Consider the following 17689-nt stretch of genomic DNA (forward strand, 5'->3'; position numbering starts at 1 on the left):
TATAGACCCATCAATCCAAAATAAAAAGGCCACAATTCGTGGCCAAGTAAATTACTATTGCTCGATTTTTTGTGAGCTGACAGCAGTTGTCTTCTTTGTTACAGCATCAATAATTGATGTTTGCATAGTTAGTAAACAAATGAATGAATAACAAAATAACATTTTCTTATACTAAGGTCGAAGAACGATTTAAGGAGGAGTAACAAATGACTGAGCAAAATCGAAATCAATCTGCCATCGACCAAGGGCGTAACAAAACAAAACGTGGGATTGAAGCAGCAAGCGATACAGTACAAAATGCAATTGATGTTGTTGAAGATGCTGGAAAAGCAGCGGTTGACCGTATTTCCGATACAGTTAAAGATATTACAGCAAGATGATTTATTTGAGTTTCTGTTGTAATAGTTGATCAAAGAAAACAAGGAACAAGACCGTTTCTTGGCGGTCTTGTTCTAATTCTAAATCCCCTTTTAAAATAATGAATTAACTAAATTTCACCACAATTAAATGACGTATATCATATTCATGTGAAGTTTACATAACCAATAATTATCGTAATTGAAGTATACGGTAATTTTTCTTTAGAAATTCAAGAATTTTTAGTACAAGGAAGTAAAGTATATGTACGTTGGAAACAAGTAGGTGCACACTTAGGGGAAATCGATGGATATCAACCTACAGGACTCCCAATAATTCAAATGGCAAGTGCGGTGTATAGAATAGAAGATGGGAAAATTTCAGAGTATTGGATTCAAATTGATAGGTCAGGAATTCAAAATCAATTAGAGTGCAATAAAAATATTCAGTAGTTAATTTTTAAGAGTAATAGAAAAACAAAAGCACTCTGCTTAATAAAATCTTGTTAAGCGGAGTGCTTTTATTGAATAAGGGGCATAAAACGATTAAACTTTTTTCTAAAAGAATCATTTAAATTAACACAAGAAGAGCATATTTTGAATACAATCTCTATTTGCCAACGTAGAGAGTAGACATATAGATATCGCTGTAGTTCTTCAGCGAACAAATGAAACTCATCTTGAATCGATAGATTCATACAAAAACGCCATCCTTTCTGTATATTTCTACAAAAAGAATAACGCTTTCTATGAATTATGGATATAAATTCACCTTAGGTTGATTGTAATGTACAGTGACCCCTAATAAAGTGTCATTCCTTAATCGTCTGCTAAATATTTTCTGATTCCGTCTGATTCTAACACCTAAAGCTTGTATTTGTTTGACTTATCACGAATCGTATCGGTGATAGATAAGTCTTTTATATTCACACGGGAAATGGAGAGATCACGATTAAGGACATAAGCGCGTTCTCCGTCCTGGCTAAAGACAATGGCTTGCCGGGGTTCTGTGAAGCCACTGATTGTCTTAATCACATGGTTATCAGAGACGTTGATCACATCGATCGTATTGTCGGCCTTGCTGCTTGCAAAAAGCAGTTTACCATCGGGCGACAAGGCTGCACCATATGGCTCACGTCCAACTTTTACCTCGTTAACGATTTGTCCTAGAGAGGTGTCCACCACGGAAATGCTGTCACGACCACTGTTTGCGGCATACAATGTTTGACCATCGGCAGTCACGGAGATTCCACGAATCATAGAGAAACCAATAATCTCACGTACGATGTTCTTAGTGGCTGCATCAACTACGGACACCTTATCTCCTTTAAAGTTTGTTACAAACACATATTTTCCATTCGGAGAGACTGTAATACCTTGGCGTGGTTGGGAGAAACCAGTGATGACTGCAGTCGGTTTACGTTTCTCAAGGTCTATGACGGTTACAGAACTATGTGCCTGATTGTTCACGTACAGCGTCTTTCCATCGGGGCTGACGGCGGTGCCGAATGCACCTGGACCGACTACGACTTCATCCTTTAAGGTTAGGCTTTTTGCGTTGTAGAATCGTAAAGTGCCTAGCGTACTGTCCGAGACAACAAACTCTGAACCATTGTTAACGAACACGATGTTTCTCGGTGTAACAAAGCCATCGATTTTCTTGCGTAAAGTACCTTTAGCAAGGTCATAAATACGAAGGGATTGTTCGCGACTATCTGAAACAATCGCAATCTGCTCATCAGGACTTATAGCGAGGGAGTTGTTAGTGATGCTTCCATCGAAGCTCTCCTTTTCCATAGAGCTTTTATTTTCAGTAAATGAAGCGAAAATGGCAGTCGGAAGAATAGTAACAAACAGCAAAGCTACAACCAATACGCCTGTAAATTTCATTTTTTTTAACATTTCTTCACCTCGTTAAAAATTTTTTCACATGATAAATCTTCAAGACACAGGAATAACTTCCATAGGTACACGCAAGCCCGGCAGGTAAACAGGGTGTTTGAATCTTTACAAATATACTTGCTATACGTCTTTTGATTCCCTCCTTTCGTAATCTTGTCTGAATTTTTATCCCTTTGTTCTATGTAAACGTACAGATAGACAAATTGGTTTGAATATTATAAAAAATAATTACATGTTTTATAAGAGGTACCATCACCATCAAGCTAAGAAAAGCAAATACCCCAAAACGATAAAATGAATAAATACTGTGTTTTATGGGGAGCTGTTAATAGGGTATCCCTTTTTTGTGTCAATTTTAAAAACTTATTTCACTACCCCAAAAAAAGTTTGAACGAAATTTCATAAGTATATTTACATTTGTTCAAACTGGAGTTAGAATGAATTTGTTAAAAAATATGAGGAGTGAAGAAAATGATCATTGCAAAGGTAATTGATCATACAGTTTTGAAACCGAATACATTTTAATAAAGAAATAAATTGTACAGATTACTCGATATGTAAAACGAGTAATCATTTTATTTGGATTATAGTTCTTGATGGTTAAGTAAATTAAAAAAATAGAAATGGAGAGATTATAATATGACAACAGCACATAATACCGCGAAAATTGGAGAAATTGCAAAAACAGTTTTAATGCCAGGTGATCCACTACGTGCGAAATATATTGCGGAAACATATCTAGAAAATCCAGTGCAATTTAATACTGTACGTAATATGTTTGGCTATACAGGAACTTATAAAGGGAAACAAATATCTGTAATGGGATCAGGCATGGGGATGGCAAGTATTGGAATCTACTCATACGAGCTATATAAATTTTATGATGTAGAAAATATTATCCGTATTGGTAGTGCAGGAGCTTATACAGAAGAACTAAACATACATGATATTGTGCTTGTAGATAGTGCATGGAGTGAATCAACATTTGCAAAGGCTCAAGCAGGAGTTCAAGATGATATTCAGCTTCCTAGTGAGTTATTAACGCAGAAAATTGAAGATACTGCAAATCGCATTCATACTCCTATTGTTAAGGGTAGAGTACATTCAAGTGATGTATTTTATCATGAAACTAATGTTCCAAATCATGTTGATTTTTATAATGAACATAATTGTATTTGTACAGAAATGGAAAGCTATGCATTATTCCATAATGCAAAGATATTAGAAAAACAAGCAGCGTGTATACTAACTATCTCAGATTCTTTAGTAACCCATGAGCAAATTAGTGCTGAAGCAAGGCAAACATCATTCGATAAAATGATGAAAATTGCATTAGAGGCTTGTTTGTAAAGTATAGAAATTAGGAGCTTTTTTGAGTACCGCCACATGCCCATCAAGCTAATATTTTGAAGTATCCCCTATCCATCTGCACCAAAAATGAAAAAATGATCTGAATTCTCAGAGTGATTATCTGTAGAGAAAGAAAATTTTCATTTAGGGGATGTATGAAAACCTTAGCTTAATCGTGATGTGGCGAAACCTCTATAATGAGGGACAATTTTTTGTTGTGTATGAAAACGTTCCCTTTTTTAAATATCATAAGAAGGAACGAATAAAAATCGGTACAACTGTACACACGGAAGTCTCACATATAAAACAACAAGTGTAGAAATTACTGAAACGGTCCCTTTACAAAAGGATCAATTGGTAGTTAAAGGTCAGACAATCATGACTCAGGGAGACAATTTCCTGAACAACAAGAAAAGAGGAATATAGCTATGTCTACCATTAATGAAGGTGTAAGCATGAAGAAAACTCAGGAATATAGCGCTAAGAAAGCAGTACCCGTAACCTTACTGTTATTTCTATTATGTTTGGTAATTGACAATTCTTTTAAGATTATTTCTGTTGACATGGCAAAGGATTTTCACATTTCAGTGACAACAGTTAGCTGGCAAGCAACCCTAGCTGGTCTTGTAATTGGAATTGGGGCAGTGGTTTACGCAACTTTAGCGGATTCTGTTAGTATCAGAAAACTTTTTAGCATTGGTATTATTTTAATATGTGTCGGTTCAGCCATGGGGTATATTTTCCAACACTCGTTTTTACTAGTTGTTATCTCACGAATGATCCAAACTGCTGGTCTAGCATCAGCTGAAACCTTATACGTGATATTTGTAACAAAACATTTACCTGCAAATGAACAAAAGAAATTTTTAGGATTAAGTACAAGTAGTTTTGCTCTTTCACAGCTTATAGGTGCATTAACTGGGGGGTATGTTTCAACATATTTCCATTGGACAACTCTGTTTTTACTTTCTTTTGTAACACTTTTCACCCTTCCTTTCATTTTAAAGTATCTTCCTAAGGAAGAAGCGAAAAACAGTAATCTAGATGTATTAGGATTAGTTCTAGTTGGAGCCATTTCAGCATCCCTACTACTATATATTACCGATTTCAATTGGATTTACCTTCTGTTGTTTATTGTTGCAATTACCTTGTTCCTTACTTATATCAGCAAGAACTCAAAAGCTTTTATCGGAATATCATTCTTTCAAAATAAACAGTTTATCTCATTGCTTGGAGTTGCTTTTGTAATTTACTCTGTACAGTTAGCATATATTTTCTTATTTCCATTCTTGCTTGAAAAGATTTATGGTTTGAAGCTAGATACCATTTCACTATTATTGATTCCAGGCTATATAGCAGCTACTATAACCGGAGCTCTTTCTGGAAAAGTTGCGAAGGTTTTGGGAAGCAAGCAATGTATTATAATCGCTATGTCTAGCATTATAGTCAGCTTATTATTAGGCGGATTCTTTGTAAAAACTTCTGTTGTTGTATTCGTAATATCTATGGTTCTATTCTCTAGTTCATTTGCATTCATGTATGCACCATTACTTGATTCTTGCATTTGTACGATTGAAAAAGAAAAAACAGGAACAGCAATCGGATTTTATAATTTAACACTTAATGTCGCTATGTCAATCGGAATTGCCTATACAGCCGCAATGATGGACCATTCCGCATTGAGAAAAAATTTCCTAGGGATTATAAGCACTCCAGATGCTTCCATGTTTAGTAACATCCTATTCATTCTCGTACTCATTACCCTTTTCAGTTTATCTCTGTACTGGGTATTAGTAGGACGAAAAGCAACAAAATAAATTTATAAAAATATAAAATGATTATTCCAAATAATCCTATATAGATATCGTTTTTAAAAATTATGTAGCTTTCTTTTGTTTTCTCAACCCATTATATCCATAGACAACACCCAAAATATCAAAGACTGTTTTCTTCTCGTATCGATGAGATTTCCGGCCATTCTTCTGGAGTAAGTCGAACAAGCTGATTAGAATCTTTTTTATTTTTGGGTGTTTTGCTGTATGGCTTGATATAAAGTGAAACTTTAATCAGTGGGAGTTTTCTTCACCCCCCACCTACCTTCCTCCTTTCTCTCTGAATCTTGAGGTTGGGGTCTTACTGCCCTCCAATAGCGGGATAAAATGTGTAAATGATCTTGAATCCTTCCAATTGCTTTATATTCACTTAATTCTTATTTCTTCTTTTATAAAGTTGCTATATCTCTTTCTTTTCCCCATTCATTTCATCCACAATACCATGATCAAGGTATTGTACTTTTCGTAACCGCGTTTCTTCCCTCTTCACAATAGCGTCACAGCTTAATCCATTCATATAATGAGAAATACTTTTTATCTTCATCTACAGCCAACATAAACTTAACAACAAAAACATCATTATAATAAATAAAAATTTATTGTAAAACAATAAACAGTATGTTAAATTCAACTTTAGAATAAATAGGTGAGGTGCTTTTTATGAAACAAGTATCAACGCTCTTTTTAAAGATCGCTGTTATGCTTATTGGAATTCCGATTCTTGCTTTATGTATATTTGGCTTAACTTGGTTAGCTAATCATCCAGTACATCCAAATTATGCCCATATACTGTATCCCATTTTAATCATTATGTGTGTATCAGTCATACCATTTTTCATTGCGTTATATCAGGCGTTCCAGCTTCTAAGCTATATTGACAAAAACAAAGCTTTCTCGAAATTATCTGTAAGAGCTTTAAAAAATATAAAATACTGTGCAATCACAATTAGTATTTTGTATGTGATAGGCATGCCATTCTTTTATTTCTTGGCGGAGATGGACGACGCCCCAGGTATCATAGTAATTGGCTTAGTCATTAGTTTTGCTTCAATGGTAATTGCAGTGTTTGCTGCTGTTCTTCAAAAACTATTAAAAGAAGCGATTGATATAAAATCAGAAAATGACTTAACGGTCTGAGGTGATGAACATGGCAATCATAATTAATATTGATGTAATGTTGGCTAAAAGGAAAATGAGTGTAACAGAACTTTCAGAGAAGGTTGGAATAACGATGGCTAACCTTTCTATATTGAAAAATGGAAAGGCAAAAGCAATTCGTTTTTCCACTTTAGAGGAAATTTGCAAAGCGTTAGAATGCCAACCTGGAGATATTTTAGAATATAGACATGACGAAGACAGTCAAGATTCATAAAGTGAGGCGCAAATTATGAGAGCACTAACTCAACTCGTTCGTTTCGGCTTTGAACAGGCCCTATCATGTTTGTTTCCTGTCGTTATTTTTGCCTCTTTGGCTTTAACACAAATCGTGCCACTTCCCTTCCTCCCGCGGTATGACTGGCTGCTCATCATCTGTCTTCTCATGCAGTGTTGGATGGTGCATTCTGGGCTTGAAACACGGGATGAACTAAAAGTTATCACGTTGTTCCATCTGATCGGACTTGCTCTTGAAATTTTCAAGGTACATATGGGCTCCTGGTCTTATCCGGAGGAAGGATATTTCAAAATTTTTGGCGTGCCTTTATATAGCGGATTCATGTATGCAAGTGTAGCGAGTTATCTTTGCCAGGCGTGGAGACGGTTGAAAGTTGAACTCGTTAAGTGGCCACCCTTTTGGGTCGTTGTTCCTCTTGCTGCTGCGATTTATTTAAATTTTTTCATCCACCATTTTTGGATTGACGTTCGTTGGTGGTTATCTGGACTTGTCATTATCGTCTTTTGGCGTTCATGGGTCACATATGAGGTTGGCGGAACTCGTTACCGTATGCCGCTCGCACTTTCTTTTGTACTTATCGGATTTTTTATATGGATAGCGGAAAATATCGCAACGTTCTTTGGCGCTTGGAAGTATCCAAACCAAACCGATACATGGCATCTCGTCCATCTCGGAAAGGTAAGTTCATGGCTATTATTAGTAATTGTTAGCTTTCTTATCGTAGCGACGTTAAAGCAGGTTAAGGAGGGAAATTCCACTTTAATAAATACGAATCAATCTCTATAACTGTTAAGGTTAGGGTTCACGTCCGTCATTTTTAATTTAAATAAGGATAGATAAAGGAGAAATAGTTATGCTTTATCTATCCTTATTTGTACTACATATGCCCTCTTCTACTACATCCTTTCATTTTTCCCACAACAAAAATTCATCTCTGTGTTTACTGCGTATAATTGTGCGTTACGTTAGCTAGATATAAATACAATATACAACAGGAAATATATTGTTAATAGAGGAATAACTTATAAATAAAGGAGGTGCCATATGAGTTGGTTTATGATTGTATTTTGGTCTTTCTGTGTACTCATTGTTGGATACTCAATATGGAGTATTCGCAAGAATAAAAATCAAACACCTACTAAAGTAGATAAGAGTTTAAATCAGCAAATAAACGAAGCTAATACTTATAAAGATATTTCTCGAAATATACCTCCTCCAGAATAAATAAAGAATCTCCTTCAGATTAACCAACTGGAGAGGATTCTTTATAGAATTTTAAATATGTTGACTACCGCTTTCGAGAATTATGTAAATGATCTGTCCAAATGAACGACTTATTGTATTTTTTGCTTATCGTGTTTTTTCCAAAGTGCTGGCGATACCCCATGCCCATCAAGCTAAGATTTTAAAGTACCCCCTAAATGATCTCATTTAGGGGTCTTATAAAATAAGAAAGCACACCACTATATAACTAGTGATGTGCTTTCATTACTATAATGTGCAACATGATAGACAGTTAATTGATTTTAAAAGTCTCCTATACTACCACTTGTCTTTCATATTACAGAGTATTTCAAAATGAATTCTTCAATTACACATAACATACAGGTTTCTATTTGTAATGAAACTTCTATAGAAACATACAATTACACCTTTAACGCCTTTTCCTTCAAAGCTCTTCTCAATAATTTACCTGTCGTATTCTTCGGCAGTTCTTCTAAAAACTCTATGTTCTTTGGTACTTTATATTTTGCAAGGTGCAAGGAACAGTAATGCGTTAACTCTTCTTCTGTCACTGCGCCATTCTTCAGAACAACATAAGCGCGTACTGCTTCTCCTAAGTTTTCATCTGGAACACCAATCGCAACAACTTCTGCAACTGCTTCGTGCTGATATAATACTTCCTCTACTTCACGAGGATATACGTTATATCCACCGACAAGTACAATATCTTTTTTACGATCAACGATATAGAAATAACCTTCCTCATCCATTCTCGCTAAGTCGCCTGTATAGAGCCATCCATCACGAAGTACTGCCGCTGTATCTTCCGGCGCTTTATAATATCCTTTCATTACGTTTGGACCGCGAACAATTAATTCGCCGACTTCGCCGACAGGAAGTTCTTCTCCAAGTTCATTCACAACTTTATTTTCTACATGCCAAATATTCGTTCCAATGGATCCTGGCTTACGCGGACGATCTAGTGGATTAAAGCAAGTAACTGGAGAAGCCTCTGATAACCCATAACCTTCTGAAACAATAACGTTAAAACGATTTTCAAAGTTTTTCAGAAGAGCAACTGGCATCGAAGCCCCTCCCGAAATACATAAGCGAAGTGTCTTAACGTCGTCTGCGCTTGCTTCTTCAAATAAATATAAATAGTTATACATTGTTGGTACGCCAGCAAAGATTGTCGGCTCATATGTACGAGAAATGCGGAATACTTCTTTCGGACTAAACTTTGGTATCATTAAAATCGTTGCACCATTTACAATCGGTGCATTCACGGCAACTGTTAAACAGAATACATGGAACATCGGAAGTGCTGCAATAATGCGGTCGTCCGCTGTATATTGTAAATAAGACGCTACATCACTGGCGTTACTATATAAATTTTTATGTGTTAACATAGCTCCTTTTGGCTTTCCTGTCGTTCCAGAAGTGTACAAAATAACAGCTACATCTTCTTCATCTAGTTCAGGCCCTTCATATGATAGGTCGCCACTGCCTACCATACTAGTAAACGTTTTCATTTTTTCGGTTTCTGTATGTTTGAAATCTGATGAGGTTTCGCATATGATGATATGTTCGAGAGAAGGAAGTCTTGTTGTAAGAGATTGTATAACAGGTAGAAGAACGTCGAGTGTGATGATTGTTTTTACATCTCCATTTTGTAAAATATAATGCATTTCGTCTGCTGTATAAATTGGATTAATTGGAATGACAGTTGCTCCAGCTTTCATCGTCCCGTATAAGCCAACTAAAAAATGTGGTGAATTTCCAACAACTAATGCGACATTGTCCCCTTTTCCAATGCCCATTTTTGCTAAATTACTAGAAAACTGCGTGACCATTTTGTTTAATCGGTCATACGAGACCGACTGATCCATAAATATATAAGCCGGTTTCTCTCCTTTCTGTTTTGCTGTTTCAGCCAAAGATTGAACGAGATTCACACAAATCCCACCTTTATAAAATTTAGAAAATTTAAAAATTCTAAATACATTATATTAAAAGAAAATTCAAGTGGCAAGTAACATTCAAATACTCGTATATAAAGTAACATCGTAAAGTACTGCTACCAGTAGGTATGAGCGGAATGAAGATTCATTCATCGCTCGTAGCAATGTGACTTGTCGTCCTTACAATTTTTTCATAAAAATATAACATGGTGTAATGTATGAAAATTTCATCAGCGATTCAACACAGGATATCGCCCCTTCGGTAAATCACGACAAAAAAACTACTCCTCAAATTTTTGAGGAGTAGTTCACCATTAAAAGAACAATGCTAAGAAATCTTCTTTTGTAATATTACCAAAGTAGCGTTTTACATCTACGTCTTCTAACGCTGCAGCAAACGCTTCTTTATCAAACTGTACACCCGTTAAACGCTCTTCAATATCATGTACATCTAGGACGCCAAAGAAATCGCCGTATATTTTACATTCAGTCACTGTCGCTTTTGTTACCTCTAGGCGAACATCAACTTGTCCAACTGGGAAACGGTGTGAATGTTGTAAGTTGAACTTCGGAGATTTACCGTAGTTCCAATCCCAATTGCGGTAGCGCTCTTCCGAAATTTTGTGAATTTCTTTCCAATCCTCTTCTGTTAGCTCGTATGTTGGAACTTCTGTTTCTCCTTCAAAAATCGTCTCAAGAAGAAGTTGTCTAAACTCTTCTGTCGTCATTTTTTCATTTAGAAATTCCGTAATATTCGCTACGCGGCTACGGATTGATTTAATTCCTTTTGATTGAATCTTGTCCATCTTCACCTTCAGCGCCGATACAACATGATCAATTTCAGAATCAAACAGTAATGTACCGTGACTAAACATACGACCTTTCGTTGAGAACTGTGCATTACCTGAAATTTTTCTACCTTCAGCTAAAATGTCATTACGACCACTTAACTCTGCATTTACACCTAATTTTCCAAGTGCTTTTGTCACAGGCTCTGTGAACTTTTTAAAGTTATGGAAACTATCGCCGTCATCTTTCGTAATAAAGCTGAAGTTTAAGTTCCCTAAATCATGATATACAGCGCCTCCGCCTGATAAACGGCGCACAACATGAATCCCTTTTTCTTTTACATAATCAGCATTAATTTCTTCTACTGTGTTTTGATTTTTCCCAATGATAATAGAAGGTTCATTAATGTAGAACAGTAGATACGTTTCATCAATATCTAAATTTTTCACGCAATATTCTTCAATTGCTAAGTTAATTGTAGGATCTGTAATCCCTTTATTATCAATAAATAACATGTAATCACCTCATGAATTCCAAGTGTAACCACTATGTGCAAGCACAATTGGCCCACTGAAAATTTGTTTTGCTTCTTCTACTAAATCAGATGTGTTTCCTGCATGCGGTAAATGTGTTAATAATAGTTCCTTAACATTTGCCTTCTTTGCAATGTCCGCTACTTCTGTACTATTCATATGCCCTGCTTTTGCAGCTTCTTGATGTACATACATATTACATTCACAAATAAATAAATCCGCATCTTTTGTAAATGGAACAAATTCAGGAATATAGCTAGAATCTGCACTGTATACAACAACTTTATCTCCCGCTGTAATACGCATTGCATAGCACGTAACCGGATGAACTGTCTTTAAAAATGAAATAGAGAAAGGCCCAATCTGCATTGTTTCTTCCGGATTGTACACAATTCCTTTCGTATATGGTTCATGTGTTAAAGAAGCGAATCCTTGCACATCAAAACCATGCCCGTAAATCGGCAATTGTGGTAATTGCCCTTTTGTCATGCTTGTAATTAATCTTGCATATTGCAGTACCCCAATATCTGCAACATGATCGTGATGATAGTGTGACAACAGAACTGCATCTATATCAGACGGTGTTATGTATTTTTGAAGCTGTGCTAGTACACCACTGCCACAGTCAACAAGTAAACGAAAACCATCGTGTTCAAACAAATACCCCGACGTTGCTTCTCCCGCTTCTGGAAAGCCACCCCAAAAGCCAACAACAGTCATTTTCATATGTATCCATCCTTTCTAAACCTCTAGAAATGCAGCATTCTCTCCCTACTTGAGAAAGATTTTTACTTACACTCTACATTGTTAACTATAATCCATTTCCTAAACTTTTTCATTATTTTTCACTTTGTTATAAAACAGTTGTTGACATCGGTCATTTGTACTAATACAATAATACTAAGAAATGGAAATGGAGGGATTTACATGATTGATCAACCGATGGAATTTTTCAGAAATTTGCCAACAAAAACGTGTGCACATTGCGGGAAGGAAATTGATGAGCAACACGAAGCATATCATAACAAATGCGACGATTGCGTTCATGAAGAGTAGTACTTTGTAAACATATATAAATAAGGATTGAAAAAACGGCATAAAATCATTCTTTTTAGGTTGGAGAGAGGATCCGCCCATGGATAGAAGCGGTCAGTTCCTTTTTTAACCCCATGCCATGTGAAAACAGAAGTAGGAAATGAGTGGAAGTCCCTTTTTATTTTTCATAACCTTAATTTACATGTCGGAAAATCAAATTGGATTTATATAAGAAAAACCTAGCAGACATCGTCTACTAGGCTAGTAACATTGTATCCTTCATCGTTGAACCTTTCACCAAGAGCTCCAGTTCAAACTCATACAATTCTTTTTTACGATAATTTTTCGTATGGATTTTATCCATCATTAAGTCGACAACTTTATGGGCCATTTCATCAATTGGCTGTTCAATTGTCGTAATACCAGGCTCTGAAATCTGTGATAAAATTTGATTATCGAAGCCCACTACAGCTAAATCATCAGGAATGCTCCAGCCATGGCGTTTTGCTTCTGCGATAATTCCAGCTGCGACTTCATCGCCTCCTGCCAAAATAGCGGTAGGATTTTTTTTGTCCTTTAATACTTCATGGAACATTCTCTTACCATCATCCCAAGAGAAAGCGTTTTCAAGAAAGTCGATTGCTTCTACTTGTTTACTCTTCTCAGTGATTGCACGCAAAAAGCCCATTTTTCGCTGTTGGCTTACTACTTTCGTTTCATTCCCGCGGCAGAAAATAAGGTTACGATACCCTTGTTCTAACACATGCTTCGCAGCAATATACGCTCCTTGCGCATGATCAAATTTAACCGTTGGAATATTTGCCTCTTCAATATATTCATTACATAACACGATTGGACCGTGTTGTAAGTATGGCTCTACATTCTCCCATGGATTCTCAAGTGAACATAAAATAATACCATCAACTTGTTTTGTTGATAACAGTTGTAAGTATTCCATCTCTTTTTCCGGTAAGTATCTTGTTTGACAGATAATCAGTTTATATTTATGTTCAGAAGCAGCAATTTCAATTGCTTCAATAAATCTACTGAAAAAAGGATTTGTAATCCTTGGAACAAGCACTGCAATTGTTTCTGTTTTTTGTTTTCTAAGCCGTCTTGCTGCAGAATTAGGAACGAAGCCTAAATGCTTCATTGCTAGTTGAACCCTCTTTTTCTTCTCGTCCGATACATACGGATGGTTGTTAATCACCCGAGAAACCGTTGTTCTTGATAACCCCGCTAATTTCGCCACGTCCTCGATCGTTGACACGAAATTCTCCCCCTTTGTATGAAAACGTTTTCTTAAGTAGATTATATAGTATATTATTGGAAACCGCAATATCCGTTCGCACGATTTTACTATATTAATATTATACATAGGAAAAAGTCTGTATATGCAGGAGAACCCATTACAAGTTCCGAACATTCCATTATCAAGATTATTACGCAAATAAGGATGATACATAATGAATCGAACCGATCGTTTACTTGCTATTCTTATAGAATTACAGAGAAAACAACTTGTCACAGCCAAGAGCTTAGCTGAAAAATTTGAAACTTGTAAAAGAACAATATATCGCGACATGCAAGCACTTAGTGAATCAGGCGTTCCGTTATTTTCAATGCCAGGGCAAGGTTATTCTTTAATGGATGGTTATTTCTTGCCGCCTATTCAACTCACACCAGAAGAAGCTGTAACCCTCCTGTTAGGAAGTGATTACGTTGAGAATAATTTCGATTCTACTTTTTCTATACATGCAGAAACTGCTAAAGAAAAATTAGAATCCATACTCCTTCCTGAACAACAACAAAGAGTAAAGGAATTAAGAGGAACATTCCGTTTTCTTTCCGGTACTTTCCTTCACCAAAAACAAGCTCCGGAGCAACTAGAAAAGCAGCTGCTTCTCCTGCAGGAAGCCATTCAAACAGAGCAATGTGTTTCTTTTTCTTATCGTAAACCGGATGAAACTGACAAAACAAAACGTACCGTGAACCCGTATGGCTTAGTCAATATTCCGGGAATTTGGTACATTGTTTCCTATTGTCTACTTCGGCAGCAAATACGGCATTTTCGTTTGGATCGTATGAGTGACTTACAAAAAGAACAGAAATTCTTTACGAAACCTGAAGACTTCTATTTACCAAACTATCAGCCTGAAAATAATCGGACCCATACCATCCATTTATTATTTCCATCTACGATTTCACATAAAATTATTGAATCCCGCTACTTTTATATAGATTCCTATGAACAAAGAGTGGATGGATTTCACGTTTTTTTGAAATCAAGAAACCTAGATGAAGTATTCTCTTGGATATTGAGCTGGGGAAGCCAAGTAAAAGTGTTAGAACCGGCTGTTCTTTCGAAAAAAATTCGTGAAGAAGCAAAAAAAATGCTGCAAATGTAATTTTTTCTTTCACTGCTGACATAATGGTGTCAACACCATTCATTTATAGTAACTCTTAAGAACAAAATCTTATACAAGAAAAGGAGTTATCACGATGAATACAAATGTTATTTTAAAGAAATTTGAGGATCTAGCAGCACATTACACAAACGAGTTAGAAACATACTCCCTTGAACAATTTAGAGAAAAGCCTTCTGAAGACGAATGGTCTCTCGGACAAATGTATAATCATTTACTTACGGCTTCAAACATGCAATTACATGCAATTGAAAAGTGTTCAACTCATTCTGCAACGATAGATGGAAAGAAAACCGAAGCAGGTGAAAAAATATATGCACTAGGTTCTTTCCCCCCTATACAAATAAAAGTACCTAATCGCCCTGGATACACACCAGAAAACCCAACAAATAAAGAGCCGATTCAACAAGCATTGTTACAGCTCGTTGAGAAAATGAAAGAAATAGAACCAAGGATTTCCTCCATTCCAAGCAACTATAAAGCGGAGCATCCAGGATTCGGTTATTTAAATGCTGCCGAGTGGTTTCAATTGGTTTATATGCATTTTTCCCATCACCTTCGTCAAATGGAAAGGCTAAAGCAACACATTACAATTAAATAACGAGATGAATGCAATAAAGAAAAAGGCTTCACATGAATTGGAAGTCTTTTTCTTTATCTAACTTTATAGCGAAAATAAATTCGTTTCATTCAATAGCAATCCGTTTCGCACTTTTTACAATCACTACTTTCTTTTCATATTGTGTAAGTATTCCTTCAATAGCCTTCCGTCCCTGTGCTTCATGTGAATTTGTCCATTTTATCATTTTGACAAGTATGGAAAAAGACGGTTTATAATTTGCTTTTTCTATTTTTAGGCATTGGAAAATCCATCTTTTTATTACCCTATATATCCTAGTAGAATAAGGCGGATCTATGAAGATAATAACATCTGCTTGTTCTAATGCAGGAGTAATCCATTGCTGGTAATGTGCGCCTTCAGTCACCCAATATTCTTTCATAATGAAGCTTTGTAAATAGGCATCCCTGTCATCTTCTAATCGCCTTATATCACCTGTTTCCGCTCTCCTCCACACAACATTATCTAACTCAATATGAAGTATATGTTTCATGTCACATATTCGCCTAGCTAAAGTCGTTTTTCCACTTCCAACAGCTCCGATAATATGAATTTTATTTATATGAGAAAGTTGTAACATGACTACTCCTTTTTCAAACATCTTTTTTTATAAAAAGAAAAGTTACCAAATCATATATTTGGTAACCTACATTGCATCTCCCGCTACTAGCATAAAATGATTTTGCAGCTCTTTAGAACGCAAACTATACGCGACTACTTTCTTCTTATATTGTTTCACTACATCGATGTGATCGTCGTAGCTGTACATAGAATAGCTCAAATCGTGTTTGCCCTTCTTCATATGAATCACTACTGGTGTTCCGCTGCTTTGCGGAGGGAAATAATACTTTTCTAAAAATATTGCTTCATTAAATTGATCAATCATTTGAATTTTCTCTTCATCTTCTAAAGGCTCTCCATTAATTGTTACAGTAACATCTTCGGCATTTAATTGTGGATGCAATGCAAATCTACTAATCAATGACTCCACAACAGAAGTTGGAATACTCGCTACGATTATTTTAAAAGCACCGAAAATAACTAACATAACAACAAACCATGTCGTCATCTTTTCTCATCTCCATTAAGTTTTAAATGAATACGATTACATTCTAATATTACCATAGTGGAAATGGTTATTTTTTGTACATTATGTGAAACTTGGAAATCCAAAGAAACATGCTAGGATTAGTGTGTTTTTCGATACTCTACAGACTTTCCCAATTCTTCCACACTTCCTTGGCATTTACACGATACACACTTTCATTCCGGTCCATAAATCCATGAATGATAAATTCCCTCCGAATCGTACAAAAGTCTTCATGATACTGCTTTATAAATGCATTTATTTCTTTCTCTGTATATTGCTGCTCCGGATTTAATTTACTTATGAGGTATTCAAATATCACTAATTTTTTCTTCTTTTGACTAGGCATCGCTTTTAACTTATCGTTTGCATCAAAAAAGTTTTTAATGACTGTATCTCTAAATTTCACTTGACTGTCGTTCATTGATATCCCCCTCTAGTAAAAAAACACTCCAACTAAGAATCGTCCTCTAAATGAATATTACCCATCACTTTGAGTGCAATTAGCTTCCAGGTGGTTGCGTTTTTCTGTATTTCCTAATTCCTCTAATTTTGTTTCCTCATCGTAATAGGAACAGTGTTGTTGAACTTGACTTGGATTTCTCCATTGGATATATAAATATTTTATTTTCGGTTCGTCTCTGAATACAACGTACGATACCGTTCCTTTCATCCTATCTGAATTTCTCTTCATATGATAAGCAGACTCTACAGAAATGATATCTTCTTCTTTATACCCCTTTTCGAGAAGATACTGTTTTGTAGCCTTTACCATGCGATATTTACTGACCGGATTGCCATAAAGACTAGAATATAAAAGAAATGAACCTACAAGAACGATACTAATTATTACAAGGGCAGTCCATTTTTTCATGTAACACGCTCCTTCAAAGAGTCACTTAACCCTTTTTAACCTATTCCATCACGCTATTCTGTAATCCTTTTTATAATAGCAACAATCATTTAGAACATAGCCTATATAAATCCATTTTGATTTTTCGACATATGAGCTGCGGCTATGAAAGCAAAAACAATTCTCCACTTATTTCCTCTTTTTGTTTTCACACGGCATGGGGCAAAGAAAGGCACTGACCGCTTCTATGCACGGCCGGATCCGCTCTCCCATCTAAAAAGAATAGTTTTATGTTGGTTTTTCAATGCTTATTTATATAGTTTTGCATA

20 protein-coding genes and 2 pseudogenes are annotated in these 17689 nt (G+C 35.8%); 11 read left to right on the forward strand and 11 right to left on the reverse strand.

Annotated features, from left to right (window positions below; genetic code table 11):
- Positions 1 to 206 precede the first annotated feature (206 nt).
- Together CN373_RS25445 and CN373_RS02450 are read left to right on the forward strand one after the other, a co-directional pair.
- A complete protein-coding gene (locus CN373_RS25445; RefSeq protein WP_000139430.1) occupies positions 207 to 380 on the forward strand; it encodes a hypothetical protein in 174 nt (57 codons plus the stop codon).
- A gap of 174 nt (positions 381 to 554) precedes the next feature.
- A pseudogene (locus CN373_RS02450) lies at positions 555 to 809 on the forward strand (ester cyclase); the annotation flags it as partial.
- Between the two features lie 411 nt (positions 810 to 1220).
- On the opposite strand, the gene CN373_RS02455 reads toward CN373_RS02450, so the two are convergent.
- A complete protein-coding gene (locus tag CN373_RS02455; RefSeq protein ID WP_000914521.1) occupies positions 1221 to 2258 on the reverse strand; it encodes a YncE family protein in 1038 nt (345 codons plus the stop codon).
- A 639-nt stretch (positions 2259 to 2897) separates the two neighbouring features.
- Here CN373_RS02455 and deoD point away from each other — a divergent pair.
- Positions 2898 to 3608: a purine-nucleoside phosphorylase gene (gene deoD, locus CN373_RS02460; RefSeq protein ID WP_000205262.1), complete on the forward strand. Its 711-nt coding sequence runs from the start codon at positions 2898 to 2900 to the stop codon at positions 3606 to 3608.
- 428 nt (positions 3609 to 4036) lie between these two features.
- Positions 4037 to 5425, forward strand: a complete 1389-nt coding sequence (locus CN373_RS02465; protein ID WP_098358756.1) for an MFS transporter — start codon at positions 4037 to 4039, stop codon at positions 5423 to 5425.
- A 60-nt stretch (positions 5426 to 5485) separates the two neighbouring features.
- Here the strand turns inward: CN373_RS02465 and CN373_RS02470 are convergent.
- Positions 5486 to 5661 (reverse strand): annotated as a pseudogene (locus tag CN373_RS02470) (IS4 family transposase); the annotation flags it as partial.
- Positions 5662 to 5840: 179 nt separating this feature from the next.
- Positions 5841 to 5984, reverse strand: coding sequence for a hypothetical protein (locus CN373_RS25450; RefSeq protein ID WP_165770702.1), 144 nt, complete (start codon positions 5982 to 5984; stop codon positions 5841 to 5843).
- A 116-nt stretch (positions 5985 to 6100) separates the two neighbouring features.
- Here CN373_RS25450 and CN373_RS02475 point away from each other — a divergent pair, with 116 nt between their 5' ends.
- The 4 genes from CN373_RS02475 (at position 6101) to CN373_RS02490 (ending at position 8057) form a co-directional block, all read left to right on the forward strand.
- Positions 6101 to 6577 carry a DUF2975 domain-containing protein gene (locus CN373_RS02475; protein WP_098358757.1) on the forward strand — a complete coding sequence of 159 codons (477 nt, stop codon included), beginning with the start codon at positions 6101 to 6103 and terminating at the stop codon, positions 6575 to 6577.
- Positions 6578 to 6587: 10 nt separating this feature from the next.
- Positions 6588 to 6812, forward strand: coding sequence for a helix-turn-helix domain-containing protein (locus tag CN373_RS02480; RefSeq protein WP_098358758.1), 225 nt, complete (start codon positions 6588 to 6590; stop codon positions 6810 to 6812).
- Positions 6813 to 6827: 15 nt separating this feature from the next.
- A complete protein-coding gene (locus CN373_RS02485; protein ID WP_098358759.1) occupies positions 6828 to 7619 on the forward strand; it encodes a DUF817 domain-containing protein in 792 nt (263 codons plus the stop codon).
- Between the two features lie 258 nt (positions 7620 to 7877).
- Positions 7878 to 8057: a hypothetical protein gene (locus CN373_RS02490; RefSeq protein ID WP_098358760.1), complete on the forward strand. Its 180-nt coding sequence runs from the start codon at positions 7878 to 7880 to the stop codon at positions 8055 to 8057.
- 422 nt (positions 8058 to 8479) lie between these two features.
- Here CN373_RS02490 and CN373_RS02495 read toward each other — a convergent pair whose 3' ends face one another.
- From CN373_RS02495 to CN373_RS02505, 3 genes are all read right to left on the reverse strand, one after another.
- On the reverse strand, positions 8480 to 10012 hold the full coding sequence (locus CN373_RS02495) for a fatty acid--CoA ligase family protein (RefSeq protein ID WP_098358761.1): 1533 nt from the start codon (positions 10010 to 10012) through the stop codon (positions 8480 to 8482).
- Positions 10013 to 10332: 320 nt separating this feature from the next.
- Entirely contained in the window at positions 10333 to 11322 is a 990-nt protein-coding gene (locus CN373_RS02500; protein WP_000897294.1) for a lipoate--protein ligase, read from the reverse strand.
- Positions 11323 to 11331: 9 nt separating this feature from the next.
- On the reverse strand, positions 11332 to 12066 hold the full coding sequence (locus CN373_RS02505) for an MBL fold metallo-hydrolase (RefSeq protein WP_000784649.1): 735 nt from the start codon (positions 12064 to 12066) through the stop codon (positions 11332 to 11334).
- A 201-nt stretch (positions 12067 to 12267) separates the two neighbouring features.
- On the opposite strand from CN373_RS02505, the gene yhfH reads away from it, so the two are divergent.
- Entirely contained in the window at positions 12268 to 12396 is a 129-nt protein-coding gene (gene yhfH / locus CN373_RS02510; protein ID WP_000567010.1) for a protein YhfH, read from the forward strand.
- A gap of 235 nt (positions 12397 to 12631) precedes the next feature.
- On the opposite strand, the gene CN373_RS02515 is transcribed toward yhfH, so the two are convergent.
- Positions 12632 to 13645, reverse strand: coding sequence for a LacI family DNA-binding transcriptional regulator (locus tag CN373_RS02515; RefSeq protein ID WP_098358762.1), 1014 nt, complete (start codon positions 13643 to 13645; stop codon positions 12632 to 12634).
- A 196-nt stretch (positions 13646 to 13841) separates the two neighbouring features.
- On the opposite strand from CN373_RS02515, the gene CN373_RS02520 reads away from it, so the two are divergent.
- Positions 13842 to 14783, forward strand: coding sequence for a helix-turn-helix transcriptional regulator (locus CN373_RS02520; protein ID WP_098358763.1), 942 nt, complete (start codon positions 13842 to 13844; stop codon positions 14781 to 14783).
- 94 nt (positions 14784 to 14877) lie between these two features.
- Positions 14878 to 15402, forward strand: coding sequence for a DinB family protein (locus CN373_RS02525; protein WP_098358764.1), 525 nt, complete (start codon positions 14878 to 14880; stop codon positions 15400 to 15402).
- Positions 15403 to 15487: 85 nt separating this feature from the next.
- Here the strand turns inward: CN373_RS02525 and CN373_RS02530 are convergent, their stop codons facing one another.
- The 4 genes from CN373_RS02530 to CN373_RS02545 all read right to left on the reverse strand — a co-directional run bounded on the left by CN373_RS02530 (position 15488) and on the right by CN373_RS02545 (position 17381).
- Positions 15488 to 16000, reverse strand: a complete 513-nt coding sequence (locus tag CN373_RS02530; RefSeq protein WP_240519102.1) for a DNA topology modulation protein FlaR — start codon at positions 15998 to 16000, stop codon at positions 15488 to 15490.
- Between the two features lie 66 nt (positions 16001 to 16066).
- Positions 16067 to 16489, reverse strand: a complete 423-nt coding sequence (locus CN373_RS02535; RefSeq protein ID WP_098358766.1) for a YfmQ family protein — start codon at positions 16487 to 16489, stop codon at positions 16067 to 16069.
- A 139-nt stretch (positions 16490 to 16628) separates the two neighbouring features.
- Positions 16629 to 16931, reverse strand: coding sequence for a DUF2087 domain-containing protein (locus tag CN373_RS02540; RefSeq protein ID WP_098358767.1), 303 nt, complete (start codon positions 16929 to 16931; stop codon positions 16629 to 16631).
- Between the two features lie 57 nt (positions 16932 to 16988).
- Complete coding sequence (locus tag CN373_RS02545) at positions 16989 to 17381, reverse strand: DUF3139 domain-containing protein (protein ID WP_000759342.1); 393 nt, start codon at positions 17379 to 17381, stop codon at positions 16989 to 16991.
- Between the last annotated feature and the right edge of the window lie 308 nt (positions 17382 to 17689).

The organism is Bacillus cereus (assembly GCF_002561295.1).
GTDB lineage: Bacteria > Bacillota > Bacilli > Bacillales > Bacillaceae_G > Bacillus_A > Bacillus_A cereus_S.